This is a genomic window from Acetobacterium sp., from assembly GCF_041752335.1.
In the GTDB taxonomy this organism is placed as follows: Bacteria; Bacillota; Clostridia; order Eubacteriales; family Eubacteriaceae; genus Acetobacterium.
In genome coordinates, this window is the sequence record NZ_JBGSHG010000062.1 from 12,920 (window position 1) to 33,215 (window position 20,296).

The 20,296-nt window shown below is 43.0% G+C and carries 13 protein-coding genes; 11 read left to right on the plus strand and 2 right to left on the minus strand.

Features of this window, described 5'->3' with window-relative positions; translation table 11 throughout:
- Positions 1–23: 23 nt before the first annotated feature.
- The 5 genes from ACEW8F_RS07910 to ACEW8F_RS07930 all read left to right on the plus strand — a co-directional run bounded on the left by ACEW8F_RS07910 (position 24) and on the right by ACEW8F_RS07930 (position 9,502).
- Positions 24–614, plus strand: coding sequence for a hypothetical protein (locus tag ACEW8F_RS07910; protein ID WP_373482930.1), 591 nt, complete (start codon positions 24–26; stop codon positions 612–614).
- On the plus strand, positions 604–2,250 hold the full coding sequence (locus ACEW8F_RS07915) for a GH3 auxin-responsive promoter family protein (protein WP_373482931.1): 1,647 nt from the start codon (positions 604–606) through the stop codon (positions 2,248–2,250). Before ACEW8F_RS07910 ends, ACEW8F_RS07915 begins: the two co-directional genes overlap by 11 nt.
- Positions 2,247–4,811, plus strand: a complete 2,565-nt coding sequence (locus ACEW8F_RS07920) for an HD domain-containing phosphohydrolase (protein WP_373482932.1) — start codon at positions 2,247–2,249, stop codon at positions 4,809–4,811. The genes ACEW8F_RS07915 and ACEW8F_RS07920 overlap by 4 nt, the downstream gene beginning before the upstream one ends.
- 246 nt (positions 4,812–5,057) lie before the next feature.
- Positions 5,058–6,518, plus strand: a complete 1,461-nt coding sequence (locus ACEW8F_RS07925) for an extracellular solute-binding protein (RefSeq protein ID WP_373482933.1) — start codon at positions 5,058–5,060, stop codon at positions 6,516–6,518.
- A 41-nt stretch (positions 6,519–6,559) separates the two neighbouring features.
- Entirely contained in the window at positions 6,560–9,502 is a 2,943-nt protein-coding gene (locus ACEW8F_RS07930) for an EAL domain-containing protein (protein WP_373482934.1), read from the plus strand.
- A gap of 72 nt (positions 9,503–9,574) precedes the next feature.
- On the opposite strand, the gene ACEW8F_RS07935 is transcribed toward ACEW8F_RS07930, so the two are convergent.
- Entirely contained in the window at positions 9,575–10,804 is a 1,230-nt protein-coding gene (locus ACEW8F_RS07935; protein ID WP_373482935.1) for a multidrug effflux MFS transporter, read from the minus strand.
- Positions 10,805–11,151: 347 nt separating this feature from the next.
- On the opposite strand from ACEW8F_RS07935, the gene ACEW8F_RS07940 reads away from it, so the two are divergent.
- A complete protein-coding gene (locus ACEW8F_RS07940) occupies positions 11,152–12,834 on the plus strand; it encodes a GGDEF domain-containing protein (RefSeq protein ID WP_373482936.1) in 1,683 nt (560 codons plus the stop codon).
- A 69-nt stretch (positions 12,835–12,903) separates the two neighbouring features.
- On the opposite strand, the gene ACEW8F_RS07945 is transcribed toward ACEW8F_RS07940, so the two are convergent.
- Positions 12,904–14,169 (minus strand): MFS transporter, encoded by a 1,266-nt coding sequence (locus ACEW8F_RS07945; protein WP_373482937.1) that lies wholly within the window; start codon positions 14,167–14,169, stop codon positions 12,904–12,906.
- 179 nt (positions 14,170–14,348) lie between these two features.
- Between ACEW8F_RS07945 and ACEW8F_RS07950 the strand changes: the two genes are divergently transcribed.
- The 5 genes from ACEW8F_RS07950 (at position 14,349) to ACEW8F_RS07970 (ending at position 20,292) form a co-directional block, all read left to right on the plus strand.
- Positions 14,349–14,957, plus strand: coding sequence for a TetR/AcrR family transcriptional regulator (locus tag ACEW8F_RS07950; RefSeq protein ID WP_373482938.1), 609 nt, complete (start codon positions 14,349–14,351; stop codon positions 14,955–14,957).
- 264 nt (positions 14,958–15,221) lie between these two features.
- Entirely contained in the window at positions 15,222–15,704 is a 483-nt protein-coding gene (locus tag ACEW8F_RS07955) for a flavodoxin (protein ID WP_373482939.1), read from the plus strand.
- A gap of 200 nt (positions 15,705–15,904) precedes the next feature.
- Complete coding sequence (locus ACEW8F_RS07960) at positions 15,905–16,528, plus strand: TetR/AcrR family transcriptional regulator (protein WP_373482940.1); 624 nt, start codon at positions 15,905–15,907, stop codon at positions 16,526–16,528.
- A gap of 118 nt (positions 16,529–16,646) precedes the next feature.
- Positions 16,647–17,999: an MFS transporter gene (locus ACEW8F_RS07965; RefSeq protein ID WP_373482941.1), complete on the plus strand. Its 1,353-nt coding sequence runs from the start codon at positions 16,647–16,649 to the stop codon at positions 17,997–17,999.
- On the plus strand, positions 17,962–20,292 hold the full coding sequence (locus ACEW8F_RS07970) for an FtsX-like permease family protein (RefSeq protein ID WP_373482942.1): 2,331 nt from the start codon (positions 17,962–17,964) through the stop codon (positions 20,290–20,292). Before ACEW8F_RS07965 ends, ACEW8F_RS07970 begins: the two co-directional genes overlap by 38 nt.
- Positions 20,293–20,296 lie beyond the last annotated feature (4 nt).

Sequence of the window (20,296 nt, forward strand, 5' to 3'; positions counted from 1 at the left end):
AATTATTTAAGAGAGACGAATTTATGTTATTTATATTAATGGGACTTTTAGCATTTCTTCTTTTTGTAGCATATGATATCAATGATGTGATTTTTAAAAATAATATAATAAGGCGGTTCTTTTTTTTAGGTTCATTCCTTTTAATTTTTGCGACAGCGGGGATTATTATTGAAGCATTCGATGTTATTGTATGGAATTTTTGGTGGATGAGCATTTTTGGGATGTTTTCATTATTTTTCCTGATCTTGTTGATCTATACACTTTTTTTTGCATTGCCATTTAATGAGACTTATATTATTAGTAATGGATCACCTCAAGTTTATCGAAATGGTGTATATGCCTTATGCAGGCATCCCGGGGTGTTATGGTTTGCGGGATTTTATTTCTGTTTATGGCTTGCTTTAAGAATCCCGATGCTATTGTGGGCAGCAATAATTTTTGGTGGTTGTAATTTTTTGTATATCGTTTTTCAGGATCATTGGACTTTTATCCGTATTTTTGACGATTATCAGGACTATAAAAAAACCACTCCTTTTATTATTCCAAATTTCGATAGTATCAAGCGTTGTTTACTGACATTAAGGCAAGAAAAGGAGCAATTCGGTGAAGTTTGAAGAGAAATTAAAGAATCGCCAATATGAAATGTTATGGCAGGAGTATTGCGGTTTTTTAGATCTTGATACAGAGTCCTATATGACCATCCAAAATCGCCTGATGCTGGAACAAATCTCGCTATGGAGTCATAGTGAACTTGGTAAGCAAATGCTTAACGGAAAAAGACCGGAGACCATCGACGAATTTCGGAAAGCGATGCCCTTATCCACCTATGGCGACTATGCTGATGTTTTATTGCAAAAAAAAGGTGAAATGCTTCCGGATCAACCTGTTTTATGGATCCAAACCACTTGGGAAGGAGGCAAACAGCCGATTAAGGTGGCACCCTATACTAAGAGTATGTTGGATACGTATCGCAATAATACGATTGCTTGTTTAATGCTTTCCACCAGTAATGAAAAGGGAAAGTTTGATGTCCGTGCGACAGACAAAATTCTTTACGGATTAGCACCACTTCCATATGCAACAGGATTGCTTCCCTTGGTATTAAACGAAGAAATTGGTATTGAATTTTTGCCACCGGTACGGGAAGCAGAAAAAATGACCTTTAGTGAGCGTAATAAAAAAGGCTTTAAACTGGGACTCAGAAAAAATATTGACTATTTTTTTGGTCTGGGAAGTGTTACCTACTTTGTTAGTCTCAGCTTAGCTTCCATGGGCAAGAGTTCAAGCCAAACTTCATCAAGCGATTCTAAAAACAGTAAAATGAAATATTCTTTACCAATGTTGGGGAAATTCATCTTAGCAAAATATCGTTGCAAAAAAGAAAATAGGGATTTAAAACCAAAGGATTTATTTAAGTTAAAAGGCTTTATGGTTGCGGGTACTGATAACGATTGCTATAAAGATGATCTGGAGGATTTGTGGGGCATTCGTCCGATGGAGATATTTGCGGGAACAGAGCCGACCTGTATTGGTACTGAAACCTGGACAAGGGATGGGATGTATTTCTTCCCGGATGCCTGTTTTTATGAATTTATCCCGGAAGATGAAATGAACCGAAGTTTTGAGGATGACAGCTATCAACCCAAAACCTATCTGATGGATGAGGTGCTTTCCGGAGAAAAATATGAGCTAGTGATCTCTGTATTCAAGGGCGGCGCATTCATGCGGTACCGAGTTGGTGATGTTTATCGTTGTATCGGGTTGAAAAACGATGACGATAAGACCAGAATTCCCCGGTTTAAATATATTGACAGAATTCCAACAATAATCGATATTGCTGGCTTTACCAGGATTTCAGAGCATTCTATTAAAACAGCAATAGATTTATCGGGTCTTAACATTGAAGAGTGGATTGCAGTGAAGGAATATAATGATCACAATCGCCCTTTGATACACCTATTTGTTGAAATTAAAACATCGTCCCTTGTCAGTTGTGGACTTGGGAAGGAAATACTTAAAGAACATTTAACGGTTTATTTTAAATATGTTGACCATGACTATAAAGATTTACAACGTATATTAGGAATGGATCCTTTGGAGGTAACCATTTTGAAAAGTGGCACCTTTGAAGAATATAATAAGCAAACGGGAAAAAAATTAAGACATATCAATCCATCGAAATATGAAATTAAAGAACTTTTATCAATCGAAAAGAAAAATTTTTCGATTGATCGTGCAAGAGGCAGATGATGGATAGTTTTGTATACATACCGATCACAGCCTTATGCTGTTACACCTTTTTGCTGCTGGCTTTTGTGGCGGCCAAAAAAAGTAAGCTGATCAATTCATTCTTGCTTTTTCTATCCGCAATAATTCTATGGACAGGCGGTTCGCTTTGCATGAGAATGCAATTGTGGCCAAGTCTTGATTTTTGGTACAATGCCTCTGTTCTAGGCTTAACTTTAATGCCTTTTGCTTTTTTTATTTTTGTGATCGAATTTATTGGGTTAAGAGATCGGTTTTTTAAAGCAGGTTATTTACTGATCGTTTTTCTAGTAAATATCATTAATGTCTTGACCGGTTTTTTTCTTAGTGCCCCGCAAGCTATCATTGGAACTGATGAAAAAGTGAGTTTTATCTACAATGTTACATGGCCAGTAAGTATTTTATTTGCTATATGTGTTGCGATTACCTCTCACTCGCTGTATCTATTATTTAAATACAGCAAAACCAATGAAATAGCAAAAAAACAGTTTATGCCGATTGTCTATGGCGTTTTTATTTTAGTAGTTGGTCATCTGGCTTTGTTTGTTCCATTATTCAAAGGCTTTCCAACAGATATTCTGTCCGGTGTTTGTTTTGCTTTTTGCTTATTTTATGCATTATATAGGCGTCGTTTATTCAAATTAACGCTTCTTGTTTCCCGGGGGAGCTGCTATGGGATTGCGGCAACGCTGTCCTTATTGTTATTTTCAAATTTCATTAGTTTATTTCAAGCATTTATTGATACAAATTTGTCTAATTTTAAAGAACACAGTGTTTTGATTATCGCCGTTTTTTTTACCTTGGCAACATTCGTTATTTACCAAGGAATGAAGCAGTTTATCGATAAAGTCTTTACCAAGGAAGAAATCCATCAAGCAGAAAATTTAAAAGAGTTCAGTATGATGGTTTCGAAAAGTTTAAATGCAAATGAGATCCTGGAAGAATTAGTAGATGTCATTCAAAAAACAATTACGGTCAAAAAAATATATGTATGCATCAGAAATGAAAAAAATGATTCCTTTTTTATGATACACAGCACCAGTCCTCTCGATAAAAAGTACTTTTGTATTCAGGAAGACAATCCGATCGTGACATGGTTATCCAATAACGAAGGCTGTTTGTTAATGAAAGATTTCAAACGCACAGTTGCATACAAATCGATGTGGGAAGAAGAAAAAAAACAATTCGCAGATTTGAAAATTGAGTGTTTTGTATCCCTGAAAGATGCTGCAGAATTGGTGGGAATCGTCTTGCTTTCGGAAAAAGAAAAACATAGCGGTTTTACCTATGATGATATTAATTTCCTGGGTTCTGTCGAATCGATAGGATCCATTGCAGTTAGAAATTCGAGACTTTATGAGAAAGCCTATTTGGAAGCGCGAACTGATGAATTGACGGGCTTGTTAAATCGCAAATATTTTTATGAAACTTTACATGGCGAATATGAAAAGAATAAAGGTCAATCGCTGGCGTTGATTATCCTGAATATTGATGATTTTAAATTGTTTAATCAACTATACGGGAATAAAGAAGGGGATATAGCGCTTCAGATGATTGCAAAAATTATTCAGGCTTCTGTTGGAAGCAATGGATATGTAGCCCGATATAGCGGCAAGGAGTTTGCAATAATCCTTCCGTTGTATGATTTGCTTAGGGCGAAAAATTTAGCTGAAACTATTCGCCTGCAGATAGCAGATATGAATAAATATAATAAAGAGTATCGGTTAAAAACACTGACATTAAGCGGGGGAATTTGCGCAATACCTTATGCAGCAAGCAGCGTAAAAGAATTAATCGACAATGCCGATAGAGCCATATATTATGTTAAAAGAAATGGCAAGAATGCGATCATGACCTATTCTGAGCGTGATCAGAATCTGGGGGAAGGAAATGTCACAGCGGAGACCTTAAAACTAAAAGAAAACATATATTCTGATTATGAAAAAACGATCTATGCGCTAACAGCGGCCATTGATACGAAGGATCACTATACCTTCGATCATTCTAATAATGTCGCTTACTATGCGGTAGAGCTTGCCTACGCTTACGGAATGAATAAAGAAACAGCTGAAATCATCAGAGAAGCGGCGTTGCTGCATGATGTCGGAAAGATCGGCATCCCAGAACAAATCCTTAACAAACCGGGTAAACTTACACCTGAGGAATATGAGGTCATGAAAGGACACGTGGAAAATTCAATAGATATTATCCGACACCTGCCATCGCTTGATTATGTCATCCCGGCAGTAATTGGACATCACGAACGTTATGATGGCTTAGGGTATCCAAGACGAATAGCAAAACAGGATATTCCTGTGTCGGCAAGAATTTTATGTATTGTAGACGCCTTTGACGCCATGGTTTCTGAACGTTCCTACAAGGAAGCTTATTCAGTGGGCCATGCTTTGAAGATTATTGAGGACGAGGCTGGTTTGCAATTTGATCCAGAATTAGCACATGTTTTTGTGAAATCGATAAAAAATGGATTGATTAAAATTAAACAAGCGACGAGTATGGAAGCTAATAAAAAAATCGTAAGTTTATAATTGACTTACGTTTTTTTTATTTCAAAAGAAGATTTCATGAGACTTAAACGATTACTCTATTTTTTTATGATGCTTAATATTTTATGTAATTATGGACTTGGAGTCGAATTGAATTACAATGATTATGCAATATAATGCAAAGAGAATTGCCTCATTTGGGGAATAGTTCTTTTCTTTGGGGCAAACCTCTGATAGAATATTCAGGAATAGACAGGAATTTATTATGCTAAGGAGTAGTGAGCGAGAATGAAAAGAAAAATTAAACTGGCAGGCCTGGTTTTAAGCATATTGCTATTGCTGACAGCTTGCTCGACGGCTGAAAAAACGGCCCTGGATCCTAAAAATCCGGTTTCCATTACCTTGTGGCATTATTATGTCGGGGATAATAAGATTGCGCTGGAAACAGCGGTGGATGCTTTTAACAAAAGTGTGGGTTCTGAAAAGGGCGTGGTGGTTAATGCTATGGCTAAGGGCAGTGTTACGGAATTGGAAAAAGCGGTCACTGATGCCGCCAAAGGGGTTGTTAATGCGGAACCCATGCCGGAGCTGTTTTCCTGCTATCCCGACAAAGCTCTGGATATTGATGAACTCGGCAAGCTATGTGATTTAAACGATTACTTCAGTGAAGCTGAACAGGCCTTGTATGTGGAAGAATTTTTAAATGACGGTCAGTTTGATGGCGAGCGGCTGCTGATTCTACCAATTGTAAAAAGCACTGAACTGCTTTATGTTAATGAAACCGCCTGGAATGAATTTGCTGCGGCCAATGGTCTGGATGCCACTAAACTTAGTACCTGGGAAGGGGTTTATGCGGCAGCGCAGGCTTATTACAAATGGACTGACGCCCAGACACCTGAAACCAGCGGGGATGGAAAAAGCCTGATGGGCGTTGATTCGGTTGCCAATTATGTTATTATCGGTAATAAACAATTAGGGGTTGAAGTCATTGATGGCCAAAACCAGCAGGTGGTGTTAAACCGGGCTGTGATGAAAAAGATCTTTGACACTTACTACGGCGGTATCAGTTTGGGCTATTTCAATGCGGTGGGGAAATTCCGGTCAGACGATATTAAAGCTGGTGATCTGGCGGCCTACGTGGGTTCGTCATCAGGGGCCGCCTATTTTCCAACCTGGATAGAAAAAGATAATACCCAGCTGCCGATCGACTTTTGGGCCTTATCCTACCCAGTCTTTGAAGGAGGTAGCCCATATGCAATTCAGCAGGGCGCGGGTATGAGTGTTGCGAACTCCACTCCCGAAAAGCAGGAAGGGGCCGCTGTTTTTCTAAAATGGTTTACCGCAGAAGCTCAGAACATTGAATTTGCGATGACCACCGGATATCTGCCGGTGCAAACCGGCGCTTATGAGAATGCTGAATTTAAAGCATCGCTGGAAGATCTCCGGGCTGGCGAGGCCGCCGAAAAAAATGTTGCCGCCGTTTATGACATTGCCCTGAATCAGATCATGGAGCGGGATACCTACGCCTCCTTACCGTTTAAAGGAAGCTATGAGGTCCGGTCCACCCTGGAAAAATCGCTGACGGCGATGGGCCAGTCAGGACGTCAAAATGCCACGGCATTAAAGGAACAGGGGCGGTCAGAAGCGGAAATATTAGCGTCATTAGAGCTGAATGCCCGGTTTGAAGAGTGGCTGACGGCTATTCGCAGTCAACTTGATAAGTCCGGCATCCCTTATATTGAAAATTAAGACCGCACAAAAATTTATTCTATTTCGATAAGGAAATTATCATGAAAAAAACCTGGACCCTCCGAAGACAGTTAAACATTCTATTGGCACTGATTGTGACCTTTCAAAGCCTTGCCTTACTCTCTGCCCTATGGGTATCCCAGGTATTTTTCATGCTGGATGCAGAAGCAGTGCGATTGCTGAACAATACCACTGAAACTAGGAGCAAAATATTTAACGCATCGATGGGCCAGACGATTGCCAATATGGCCGCTGAGACCGAACAACTAAATGCAGCATTGATTTTATTGGCCCGGCAACAGGGCAGTACCCCGGAAAGTTTGTATCTCAGCGATTTGGCATATAGTGAGACGGCTTTGCTGGCCAGCAGCGCATTGGTATCAATTTTAAAAGAGAATAGTGTAACGGGGGCGTTTTTTGTCTTAAATGGATCTAATTCAAACAAAGGCGATCCATCCGCCCATTCGGCGGTTTATATTCGCAACACCACCCCGGATAGTGGCGTGACATCAAACTATTTGCTGGAAATTGGTCCCATCGCGGTGTCCAAGCAATACACCATGGCGACCAGTATCCGCTGGAATCTGGATATCCGTTCAGGCAGTGAAGTGGGGGATTTTGATTTTTATGAAAAACCGATCTGGGCCAGTACCCAGTTTAAAAATTCTGAAATGGAACGCTATGGCTATTGGACAACGCCCCGGGATCTGTTAAAAGACAATCAGCAGGTTGTTTGCTATACCATGCCGGTTCTTGACGAAAATGGAAATGGCTATGGGGTGATCGGGATCGAAATTGATATGCCCTATTTTTCCCAACATTATCTGCCGGATTCCGATCTCCTTTATCATAACAGCTTTTACGTGATCGCGGGAATGAATGATCAGACCGTAGATCTTGACTGGTTTATCCCCAGTGGGGTACTGGCCGAAACCTATTTAAGAAACGGGGAGCAGCTGAAACTGAAATCACTGGAAAATGAAGGTGTTTTTGAAACTGAACTCGGCGAGTTGGGAACGATGGTTGCTTCAGCCCGGGAGCTGAAGGTCTATAGCGACAATTCACCCTTTGCGGATCAGAATTGGACCCTGGCCTGCCTTGTGCCCAGCGATGTTTTGCGAGAAAACTCGGCATCAGTGCGGGAAAAGCTGATTTATAGTATTGTGCTGACCACGATCCTGGCCTTTTCGGCAGTTTTTGTACTGGTCTACTTTTTTACCCGCAAAATCTCCCGGTTGTCAAAATATGTTCGGGAGCTTTCACCCCATGACGAAATTCATTTCAAGCCAACCGGAATGTTAGAGGTGGATGACCTGACTGCTGCCGTTGAATTGTTGAACCAGAGATTGAAGAATATTTCCAAAACCACCTCTAAAATTTTGGAACTGAGTTTATTGCCGATCGGTGGTTACGAAGTTCTGGACAGCGGTAAACAGGTTATTCTTACCGATTTTTTATATTGGCTGCTGCACCTGGATCCCGGTAGCCTGATTTCGAAAGAGGAATGGAGCGGCTACTATCAGAAACTTACCCGGCAACCACTGGAAGAGCAGGAAGATATTTATGAATATTACGATGATTATACCGAAAAGCAGATGTGGCTGCGGATTTTGGAGGTCAAATCGCCAAACGGCGTGGTTGGGGTGGTCCAGGATGTGACCGATGACATTGAAGAAAAACGGCGACTAACCAATGAGCTGGATTATGATGCGCTGACGGGTCTGTTTAGCAACACTGCCTTAAAGCGAGAGTCAACACGGCGAATTACCGAAAAGCCAAATGAAATCGGGGCGATGATTTTCATCGATCTCGACAATCTCAAATATATCAATGATACGTTTGGTCATGATGTCGGGGATCGGCTGATTATTCGGGCCAGTGAAATTTTTCGGTATTTTGAACAGTTTAGCGGTATTGTTTCCCGGATTTCAGGGGATGAGTTTGCCATTTACCTGCATAATTGCGGCAATCAGGACGAAGTCAGACAGATTATTAAAAATCTTTATGTCCATAGTAAGTCTATTTTGCTGACCACACCAGATGGCAGCGACAACCAGATCCGCTTTTCAGCTGGCGTTGCCTGGTATCCCCAGGACGCAAACAACGTCATGGATCTGCTGAAACTATCGGATTTTGCCATGTATGAGGCCAAAAATAAGGAAAAAGGCCGTTTGTTTGAATTCAATCGGGAGTATTATCAGCAAATGTCCTATCTGCTGGAAAATCGGGAGGCGATCAATCGCTTGCTGGATGAACAACTGATTCGTTTTGCCTTCCAACCCATCGTTGATTTGAAAACCGGAGAAATATTAGGTTATGAAGTATTAATGCGGCCACTGCTTGAAAATTTTAAAAATCCTGCTGAAATTCTGGCAGTTGCTGCAGCTCAGTCGAAACTGACACAATTAGAACGAATGATCATTTTTATGGCATTTGAAACGATTGAGAAACGATCCAAGGAGATTGGTGATAACAAAATATTTATTAACAGCATTCCCAGCCAGCGGCTGAATTGGGAAGATTTTTTAAAGATAAAAGAGCGTTATGGTCATCATTTCAAAAATGTTATTATTGAGGTTATTGAAGCAGAAACGCGAGACAGTGATAATCTGTCACAGAAAATCGAGAATATCCGAAGCAGTGGGATGCAGATTGCCCTGGATGATTTTGGCAGCGGTTATTCTAATGAGATTCGAATTTTATCGCTGTTACCGGATATAATCAAGATCGATATAGAGATGATTCAGGGAATCCACAATAATGAGGATAAACAAAATCTGGTCGCTAATCTGGTCGATTTTTGTCATAACAAGGGCGTCAAGGTTGTGGCTGAAGGTATTGAAGTCGCAACGGATCTGGCCACCGTGATTGAGATGGGCGTTGACTATGCCCAGGGTTTTTATCTAGGGCGGCCGGCGTTTGAGTTTTCGGCAATCAATCCGGAATTACGAAAAGAAATTTTGGATTTGCAAAATAAAGCATAAAGAAAAACTTCCTTGTCCAAAGTATCGTGGATAAGGAAGTTTTAATTTGCGAAAAAGAGGCAATGATGAAAATCAGGCTTCTCTGATTTTCCTGAGTAGCGGTGTTTTGGTAACCGTTAACCACAATCCACCGGAAAGCAGACCCAGAACGATGTTGAGTCCGCCAATAACGGGAATCAGATGATCCATGTTAAAGGAAATAATAATCATCCCCAGGCTTCCCATAATGGTGGCAAAAGAGCCCATCAGCGAAGAGGCGGAACCGGCATCCTCGGCTTGTTGATCCAGCATCAGGTAGGCACTGGGCGGCCGCGAACAGCTCTGTGCAAGGGTGGCTGGGAATAAGGCCAGCGCAAAGATAAAGGGATTGCTTTGTCCCAACAGAACAATGGCCAGACCACTTAAAATAGTAATGCCAAAACAAAGATTAATAATCGAAAAGCGTTTAAAACGACTGGACAATTTGATATAAATCAGTGGACCTAACATCATGGCCAGGGCATTAAAGGCAAAAAAGTAACTGTAAATCTGGCTGCTCGTCCCAAAATCATTTTGATAGATATAGGATGATGATGAAATAAAGGCCAGGCCTGAGATGCTGGAAAGGGAAAAGATAATAAGTAGAGAAGTAAAGCCGGGATTTTTAAGAACCACACCCAGTCGTCCCAGGGTGTAAAAAATATTACCAGAACCCCGGACTTCAATGGTTTCCTGGAAAGCAACTGAACCTAGAAGGATTATTATTCCGAGAAGGGCCTGAATGATGAAGACTCCTCGCCATGAGGTAAAGGTCAACAAAAGAGCCCCGATAACGGGGGCAACCGCCGGAACGATGATGACCATGGATTGAACCAGCGCCAGGGTTTTTTCCCGCTTTCTTTCAAGATAAACATCTTTAACAATGGCCGTGGCCACCGCACTGGCAGAACCACCACCGATGGCTTGCAGAACCCGGAACAAGATCAGCTGATAAATACTGCCTGAAACAGCACAGAGAAGGCTGGCAATGGCGTAGCCGGTAATACCGACCAGTAAAATTGGTCGCCGGCCATACTTGTCACTAAGCGGTCCCCAAATCAAAATACCGGCACTGAAAAAGATGAAAAACAAGATCAGCGTCAGATTAGTCAGATATTCGGGAACATTGAAATAAGTGGTCATCGTGGGCAGGGCCGGCAGATAAAGATCGGTAGACAGCGGGGCAAAAGCGCTTAAAAAAACCAGGAAGATCAGCAGACCCCGATCACCCAGGTATTTTTGTCCGCTAGTGCTTATATTAGAAGGGGCTGTTTGTTTTTTCATAGCTTCTCGCAATCTTATAAATTTTAGGTTGGGTGTTACATCTTAACCCTATTTAATATTATAATACAGATAGCTTATATTTCAAGTAATTATCCTAATGGGTCAAGATAAAAAAATCGGCTTGGTTCCAGAACAAAATAATGACCGAAATTTATAACTTCTGCAAAGATAGTCCCCATGTAAAAACGAACCGCCAATCCCCTGGGAATATCGCGAATGGCTTCCTTTATAATTCAGGGAACGGCGGAACTGTATTGACATGGGTGTTTAATTAATCTATAGTATTTAGAAATAGGTTCTATAATACATTTGCTGCAATTAGGAGAAGAAAATGGAAGCCCTGTGCTATGAAAATTGAAAAAAGAAGCAAGCGAATTGTGATATCGTTAATGGTACTTTTTATCCTGACGGTTCTATTTTTAGCCAGCGCCAACAGCGAAGAGGATCTTAGAATTGTTGGTGAAAATTCAATTATTCTTTCGGATAACTGGACAATCCGCTATGGCGATTCCCAGGAGCAGGCGGTGCGTTTGCCGGTCGATCTTGATGTCGAACCGGGAACTGCGTACGAGGCCTTAATTGTCCTTCCCAACGTCGCGAACCAGCTGGATTATTTATTGCTGCGTGCATCGATGCAGGATGTTGTCGTTTATTTAGATGATCAGGAAATTCATCGGGCAGAAAAACCGGAAACTCAGGGAATTGTCAGTCCGGTAGCGAGTACCTGGATAATGTTCAAGCTGCCACGGGATTTTCAGGGAAAAACTTTAAAACTTGTTTTAAAAAGTGATATAGCGGCCTTTTCTGGACATATTAATAAGGTGATCCTGGGCGAAGATTCGAGCCTGATCTATTATGTGTTCAAACAGGGGTTTAGCGGTTTTATTGTTTTTCTGGTGCTGTTCACAATGGGACTGCTAGTGATTTTGTTTTCCATTTTATCAAAAAGCGTCGCTGATAATCGCTTTTTATATCTGGGATTATTGGTCATCGCTACCAGCATCTGGATTTTATCTGAAGCCAGATTGCTGCAGTTTTTTATGGGAAATCGATATATTATCGGCGGAATCAGCTATTTGATGGTGCCGCTGATGGGAAGCTTTTTTTCTTTGTATGCAAAAGAAACGATTTTTGTTGAACAACGAAATAAGCGGTTGATGCAGCTGATGGCATGGCTATATCTGTTCTTGTTAATTGCTACAATGATCCTACAGGGATTTGGGATCAGTGCGTTTATTGAGACCATGAACATCATGTTTGTCGTCATTTTTGTCAATGTCATAGTGTTCGCGTTATTGATGGGGTCTGAGCTGGTGAAACAAAAGAATCAAAATGCGAAGCAGTTTTTCAAATATATGAGTGTGTTGTCTATCAGTGTCATTCTTGAAGGGATCGCTTTTTTCACCAATCATTTTGATTATACTTCGGTGTTTTTAAGAATCGGCAGCCTGATCTTTTTTGGTTTACTGTTGACGGATTCCTATCTTTATTTTAAACGGAGTCTTCAAAGTCAGAAGGAGCGGGACCTTTATGAAGCCCTTGCCTACAAAGATGTTTTGACGGGAGGGAACAACCGGGCCGCCTTTGAACGTGATTTTGAGATACTCAGAAATAAAGAAGTACCATTCAGACTCGTGTTGTTGGACTTAAATGAACTGAAATACATCAATGACAATTACGGACATGGATCGGGCGATGACGCTCTTAAGACACTTTACACAATGATGCATGATGCCTTTATGCCAGAGGGGGTGTGTTACCGGGTCGGCGGTGATGAATTTGCCATCCTGATGGAAAGTACGGAGAAAACAACCGTTAAGCTCAGTATTCTCCAGATGAGAAAATATCTTAAACGAGCTGAGAGTCATGTCGAATATCCCCTTGAGGTGGCAATCGGCACTGATGTTTACGATGCGAAGACATGGTCAAATCTAACCAAGTTCTATCATCATGTCGATCAGCAAATGTATGCAGATAAGCTCGAAAGAAAACAAATGCGTAAAACAAAGTTTGCCATAGAGGTGCAATAAAACCTGTTGAAGCGGTCTGTTGCTATTCCTGTGTTAGCCTGAAGGCCAAGATCAAGAGATCTTGACCCTTCAGGCTTGTTTTGTTTCAAGGCGACAATCATTCATGTGATGGAGGATTTTTGCCACGCCAAAGGTCAGGCCGGTGATGATCAGATAGATGCCAACTAAACCGGAATTTAATTGATCGTAGAGCTGTCCGAAAAGAATTTGACCAATCGGCATAAAAGCAGTGGCTAAAGCAGTGGTCAGAGCCATCGTTTTGCCCATTAGGTTTTGGGGGACCTGGAGCTGAATAAAGGTCAGCGATTGGATATTAACATTGGCAACAAAAAACATCAGAATAAATCCGAAAAAGGTAAACCAGCCATATGCGATCAGATGAGTTGGGTCACTGTTCAATACCCAGGGAGTCAGACATAAACCCATCCCCAGAATACCGACGCCCATGAAGATAAAGAGCCGATGTAATTTTTGAAATGGATTATATTTGGCAACGGTTGTCGAGAGGATCGCCCCGACAATCATACCAATCCCCAACATGCCTTCAGAGATGCCGTAGAGTTGGTCGGATACGCCCAGAATAATCTTTTCGACATAGGGAACACCCACCGTATAGAGCGGCGTCATAAAAAGATTGATGCCGGCGGCAATAAACAGGATGTATAAAACAAAGGGTTTATCCCGAGACAGAAATCTTAGCGTGGCTTCAATATCTTTGGCATAAGTCACAATTGGTGAGGCGGTCATTTCGGCTTTTTCAAAAGGGATGGTTAAGAATAATTCCATCACACCGGAAACAAAAAAACTGATCAAATTGATAATCAGAATGACCTTAAGTCCGAAGACCCCATATAAAAAACCGGCTGAGATAGGCCCCAGTAACATCGTCAAGGCACTGATCTGACTGATCATACTATTTCCGGCAGTATAATGCTCAGGGGTAATGATGCTGGGGATACTGGCCCGGACAGTTGGTTCATAAACACTGTTAATAACAGACAAAGTAAAGATTAAGATCCCAATCCATAGAATTTGCTGGTCATTGCCATAAATAAAAGCAGCGAACAAAGAAAGGATAATGGTGCAGCAAAAATCAAGGACAACCATCATTCGTTTTTTACTCATCCGGTCGGCAATCGCGCCGCCAATCGGGGCCAGAAAAATGGCGGGAAGAATAGATAGCGAAATAATCAGGGAAAACACCGCGGCAGAGCCGGTGAGATCAAGGATGTACAGTGAAAAGGCGAAGCGTTGCATTGAATTGCCAAACATGCTGATGAATTGTCCGATGCCAATAATAACAAAATTTTTATTAAATAGTTTTTCTGCTTTCATATCAACCTCCGAAAATGAAATATGGTTCACTTTTATAACAAGTATAGGTGCTCATCAAACATTTGTCAATAAAAAAATGAACTATAGTTCAAGTTTAACAAGATCTTGCAAAATAACCGATTTCATACTATCCTTAAGAAAGAACTGAACATGCTTAAAGAATAGATGGGGTTAGAATAATGGCGAAAGAAAAGAAAATTCAAGAACGAACGATTGTGAATCGTAAAAAAATACTTGACTCTGCAAGACAATTGTTTAATGAGAAGGGCTATTACCATACGAATACCAAAGAAATTGCCAAAGAGGCTGATGTTGCAACCGGCAGCTTTTATAATTATTTCCCGGATAAACTGAGCATTTTTCAGGAGATTATGATCATGCACCTGAAAAGAAATTATGATGACTTATGTGAATTGACCAAAAAGCTCAATGAACATCCACATCTTGCCGAAGCTACGATTATAAACTATGTCCATACGGGTATGGATCATGCCTATGAAAATCGGGTTATGTTCCAGGACTTTGACAGTATTCTCCAGGCGAATCCTCAGTTAGGTGAAATTATCGGCGCGTTTTATAACAAAATAATGACCGAAATTTATAATTTCTGCAAAGATAGTCCCTATGTAATAAAGCGAACCGCCAACCCCCTGGTAATGTCGCGGATGGCTTATTTTGTAATTCAGGGAACGTCAGAACTCATGTCAAAACAACTGGAAGATGGCGATAAAAAAGAATATGAGGAGCAATTGGCACAAATTGTTTATTGGTATCTGTTTGGCAATTAAAGTAGAAAGAGGAAAAATATGGAAACCGTATTTAAAGAGCTTCTTCTGGGCGTAAAGCGCGCCATTAGCTTAATTGGCAAAAGGGAGCGCAGAATTCTTTATTTTGCGACATTTTTACATGGTGCTTTTTGATTCAGGTAAATCTATGGATGAAGGTATTTTTACCATCATTAGGATTTACAAAAAAGATTTGGCTTGGCAGTTCATGGGTATAAGCAGTTTGAAAACAATTAAAGGATGAATCTGAAAGGGGTCAATAGAAAAATGAACACTGCAGTTATTTATTATTCACTAGAAGGAAATATGGATTTAGTTGCCCGGAAAATTGGCGAAAATGAGGCCGTTGATCTATTCAGGCTGATTCCCAAAAAGGAATACCCGACGGGAAAAATCAGCAAATATTTCTGGGGCGGGAAGAGTGTGACCTTTGGCGAACGGCCTAAACTCACAAACCCGACCATCGACCTGGATCATTATGAGGTTCTGGTCATTGGCACACCGATTTGGGCCGGAACCTGGACACCCCCACTTAATACCTTTCTTCACGATTACAGCATTATCGGGAAAAAGATTATTCTGACCGCAACCCACCTGGGCGGCGGAGCCGACAAATGCTTTGAAAAAATGAAGGCATCTCTCAATGGGAATACGATTATCGGCACGTTTCAATTTAAGGAACCGCTCCAGCAGATGGATGCAAATATCGATGAAAAAATAGAAAAAATTAGAACCCTGATTGAAAGTTAAGAAAAACTTCCTTGTCCAAGTATTGCGGATAAGGAAGTTTTCTTTGTGAGAATAAAAGCCAGAGATAAAAATCTGGCTTCTCTGTTTACGAGGATTAATAAATTAAACTAATACCTTGCTAAAAATAAATCTTGACAGATTGCAAGATTTATTTTATTATTTAACTATCGACCGACGGTCGAGAGAACGAGAGGTGCTTAATGAAGACAGTCAAAGAAGGCGCAGTCCGTAAACAGGAAATTCTGATGGTGGCCCGGGAACTCTTTGTCACCAAGGGCTATGAACAGACCTCAGTGAATGACATTTTAAAAATTGTGGACATTGCCAAAGGCACCTTTTATTATTATTTTGCTTCCAAGGAAGAGGTGCTGGCTGCCATCATTTTGGATATTGTTGAAGAAGGCGCCAAACGGGCCGAGCAGATTCTGAAGGATAAATCGGTGCCGTTGGTCAATCGGATCATGATGGCGATGATGGCCCAGTCCCCGGAGTTTGAAGGATCAGAGGAGATCAGGGACGAAATGCACAAGGTCGAAAATGCCAAGCTGGAACAGCTATACACCAAAGCGATGCTCAAGCGGATGACCCCGCTGCTGGAAGTTGCGGTGGCCGAAGGAGTAGCAGATGATCTTTTTCATCTGGATTATCCCCGGGAAACGATTGAGTCGATTTTACTGCTGGGCCATATGTTGTTTGACAGCAATATAATGGACTGGGAAATGGCCGACTATCCGATAAAGATCCAGGGATTTCTGGCCAATATGGAAAGAATGCTGGGAACCAGAGCAGGGGAACTAGAAGACTTTTTACAAATGTTTGCCTAACTAAAACTTGGCGGCATTTGTAAAATTTTTTTACCCGCCTACCGACCGATGGTCGATAAGCGGGGTTGAGGAGTAACGCACGAATGAATAAAAAATAAAGAAAATAGGAGGAACCGCAATGAAACAACAAAAGACAATTAAAGGAACAACAAAGCAGAATACTGCAATGAAAAAATTTATGATCCTGGTGGCCGGATCATTCATTTCCAGCATCGGTAGTGGCCTGACTGATTTTGGACTGGCGATTTATATTTTAAAGCTAACCGGGTCAGTGGGAGCTACCGGGGTCTTTGCCATTTGCGCCTTTCTGCCAGCGATATTGCTGGCGCCAGTGGGCGGGGTGTTGGCTGACCGCTATGACCGACGGCTGATGATGATTCTGGGTGAGCTGTTTTCGGGATTGGCACTGCTGATCTGCCTGGCCACAGTGATGAGTCCCCGCCCATCGCTGGTGGTAATCTGCGTCGGTGTCGGGATCAGCTCGGTTTTCTCAGCCCTGACCGAACCGGCTTTCAAGGCCACCATCACCGATCTCTTGTCCGCCGAAGATTTTGCCCGGGCTGGCGGTATGGTTCAGCTGGCAGGTAGCGCCAAGCTGCTGATCTCCCCGGCCATTGCTGGTCTGATGCTGCAAGTGACAACAGTTGGCACCCTGATTATGCTGGATATGGTGACTTTTTTCACCACGGTACTGATTATCGCATTTGTCAGAAAAGGGTTGGTCAGCCAAAAAAACGCAACGACCGGTTCGGGGTTTCTCAGTGAAATCAGCGAAGGGATAACCGCTATCCGGGGTAAAAAGGGGATCATGACGATAATTAGCATGATGACGATTGCCACCTTCTGCCTGGGGTTTGTGCAGATATTAAGCAAGCCGCTGGTTCTGGCCATTGCTGGTGAACGTGAGCTGGGAATTCTGACCACCGTTATTGCCCTGGGGATGATGGCCGGAAGCTTGGGCATCAGCATGATCAAGCAGCCAAAATCTTATGTGGTGATGCTGTCGATCGGGTTGTTTGGCTGCGGGGTTTTTATGGCTCTAATTGGGGTCAGTGAAAATCTGCTTTTGATCGCCGGCTTTGGATTTATGATGTTTGTCTTTATGCCGGCCGTCCAGATTGGGGCCGAGGTGCTGATCCGCACCAATCTGGACAATCGCGTCCAGGGCCGGGCCTTTGGTTTGATCAGTCTGATTACCCAGATGGGTTATATTCTGGCTTTTATCGCTGCCGGCATTTTAGCGGATCGGGTCTTTGAACCTTTGATGCAGGGAAATACTGAGGTGGCCATCGGCATCGGTGCAATTATCGGTTCTGGCGCCGGCCGCGGCAATGCCCTGTTGATCATCATTGCCGGAATTGGCTTGGCCGTGGCCGGGCTGCTGGCCGCCCGCTTAAAAAGTGTCAGAACCCTGGAAGAGAAGGAGATTACTGATGAAACTGTTACTGAATCTTGTCCGAAAGGACTTTAACCGAAATCCGGCCATTACTACGGCGCTGACCGTCTTTCTGATTTTGGCGGCGCTGCTGATGGCCGGCGGGCTGCGGGTGGCGGGAACGATGATCTCCGCCTACGATGGGCTCAATTACAAGGCACTGCCGCCAGATTACCTGCAGATGCATAAGGGCGAGTATGAAACCGCCGCCCTGGATCGTTTTGTGGCAAGCCAGGACGGCATTGCTGATTTTCTCACCGTCAGGATGCTGACAATTAATAACGCCAACATTGTCTATCAGGGCGAAACCCTGGAAAAGGTGCTGATGGATAACAGCTTTGTGGTTCAGAATCAGGGTTTTGATTATCTGCTGGATATGGATAACCAGATCGCCACCGTTAAGGACGGCGAAATCGGGGTGCCGGTTTATTATGCCGAAACCCTGGGGATTGCAACCGGGGATGTGATCACCCTGAAAAAAGATGATTACATTAAAGAGCTAAAGGTCGCCACGATTATTCGGGATGCCCAGATGAATGTGGCGATGACCTCTTCCAAACGGTTTCTGATCAGCCCGGCTGATCAGGAAGCGCTCAGTCAGCAGTTAGGAGAATGGGAGTATAGCTTTGAATTTTTGTTAAAAGAAGGGCTGGATAGTGGGGCTCTCGAGCAAGCCTACGCGGCGGCCAATCTGCCCGCCAATGGGGTGGCCGTCACGGCGGATCTGCTGAATTTGTTCAATGTCTTTTCCTATGGTCTGGTAGCCATGATGATCATCGTGATCAGCCTGCTGTTGATTTTTATGGCAATGCTCTGTCTGTCATTTATTATCCGGGCCACCATGGCCGATGAGCAGACAGCCATTGGCGAGATGAAGGCCATCGGCTTTCCAGGAAAAGCCATCGCGACCCTGTACCAGATGAAGTATCTGATTTTGATGGGGGTAGCCGGGATTATTGGTTATCTGGGTGCCATCCCATTCGGAAATTTCTTTGCGGAAGCGGTGGTGCGCTATTGCGGAACGGGGAGCAACCCGGGGCTGAAATGGGGGCTGCCGTTTCTGGGACTGCTGTTCTTAAGTGGCATGGTGGCTTGGGGATGCCATCGGGTTGTCAAAAAAAATCTGCACAGCACCGTGGTAGAACTGCTTCGGGGCACCGGCGGACGGCGCCGGGAGGGCCACTATGCGCTGCCGTCATCCGGCTTCAAACACCCCAATCTAACCATCGCCCTGGGCGAACTGGCCTGTAAATGGCGGGAATATGGGGTGATTTTGCTGGTTTTTATTTTCTCGGCGTTTTTGATGCTGTTGCCGATGAATATGAAACAGACCGTTCAGGATCCGTCTTTTATTACCTATATGGGAGTGGGTGAAGCAGATATCAGGATCGATATTCAGTATTCACAGCAGCTCACCCAGCAGCAGGAGCGGGTTTTGGCAGTACTGGAAAATGATCCGGATATTGAAAAATATGCCATTTATAAAAATGGCTATGTTCAGGCCGAAAACAGCCAGGGTGAAGGGGTGAACATCCGGGTGGAAAGCGGTGATGGATCGATTTTTCCGCTTGTTTACCTGGTTGGACAGGCACCGGTTGGCAAAAATGAAATCGCTTTGTCGTCAATGAATGCTGCGGAACTGGAGAAAAGAGTTGGCGATGCGCTCACAGTGGTCTATGGCGGTGAAACGATGAATCTTACCATCGCCGGAATTTATCAGGATATTACCTACGGCGGAAAAACGGCCAAGGCTGCCATTGACTTTAACAATGAGGATGTGGAGGTTTATATTCTGTATCTGAGCCTGGCCGAAGGTGTCGATTTGGATCTCAAAACCAATGAATTGCGCGGGGCCCTGCCGGATATCAAGGTCACCCCGGTGCCCAGCTTTATTGCCCAGACCCTGGGGGGGATTGTCGATAACCTGAGCCGGGTGGAAGCAGCGGCGATGGCGATTGCGTTGCTGTTAAGCGCACTGATAACGGTGATGTTTTTAAAACTGGTAATGGCCCGGGAGCACCGCGATATTGCCGTGAAAAAAGCGATCGGCTTGACCAACCGGGATATCCGGATCCAGTTGGGGATTCGGTTGCTGGTGATTCAGGGTCTTGGGATTCTGGTCGGCACGGTGCTGGCCAATACGCTGGGGGAAGGGATCTTCAGCCTGATGCTGTCATCGATGGGGGCAACACGAATGACCTTATTAATCCAACCGCTGAAAGCCTATCTGATTTGTCCGGCCATTCAGCTGCTGGTGGTTACTATCACTGTCATTGGTGGAACCCGGGCAGTCAAGCATTATCATATTAAAGAACAAATAGTGGAGTAGGGAG

Coding starts and splice junctions, on each gene's coding strand:
- ACEW8F_RS07910 (WP_373482930.1), top strand. CDS start 24: ATGTTATTTATATTAATGGGACTTTTAGCATTTCTTCTTTTTGTAGCA.
- ACEW8F_RS07920 (WP_373482932.1), top strand. CDS start 2,247: ATGATGGATAGTTTTGTATACATACCGATCACAGCCTTATGCTGTTAC.
- ACEW8F_RS07925 (WP_373482933.1), top strand. CDS start 5,058: ATGAAAAGAAAAATTAAACTGGCAGGCCTGGTTTTAAGCATATTGCTA.
- ACEW8F_RS07930 (WP_373482934.1), top strand. CDS start 6,560: ATGAAAAAAACCTGGACCCTCCGAAGACAGTTAAACATTCTATTGGCA.
- ACEW8F_RS07935 (WP_373482935.1), bottom strand. CDS start 10,804: ATGAAAAAACAAACAGCCCCTTCTAATATAAGCACTAGCGGACAAAAA.
- ACEW8F_RS07940 (WP_373482936.1), top strand. CDS start 11,152: ATGAAAATTGAAAAAAGAAGCAAGCGAATTGTGATATCGTTAATGGTA.
- ACEW8F_RS07945 (WP_373482937.1), bottom strand. CDS start 14,169: ATGAAAGCAGAAAAACTATTTAATAAAAATTTTGTTATTATTGGCATC.
- ACEW8F_RS07950 (WP_373482938.1), top strand. CDS start 14,349: ATGGCGAAAGAAAAGAAAATTCAAGAACGAACGATTGTGAATCGTAAA.
- ACEW8F_RS07955 (WP_373482939.1), top strand. CDS start 15,222: ATGAACACTGCAGTTATTTATTATTCACTAGAAGGAAATATGGATTTA.
- ACEW8F_RS07960 (WP_373482940.1), top strand. CDS start 15,905: ATGAAGACAGTCAAAGAAGGCGCAGTCCGTAAACAGGAAATTCTGATG.
- ACEW8F_RS07965 (WP_373482941.1), top strand. CDS start 16,647: ATGAAACAACAAAAGACAATTAAAGGAACAACAAAGCAGAATACTGCA.
- ACEW8F_RS07970 (WP_373482942.1), top strand. CDS start 17,962: ATGAAACTGTTACTGAATCTTGTCCGAAAGGACTTTAACCGAAATCCG.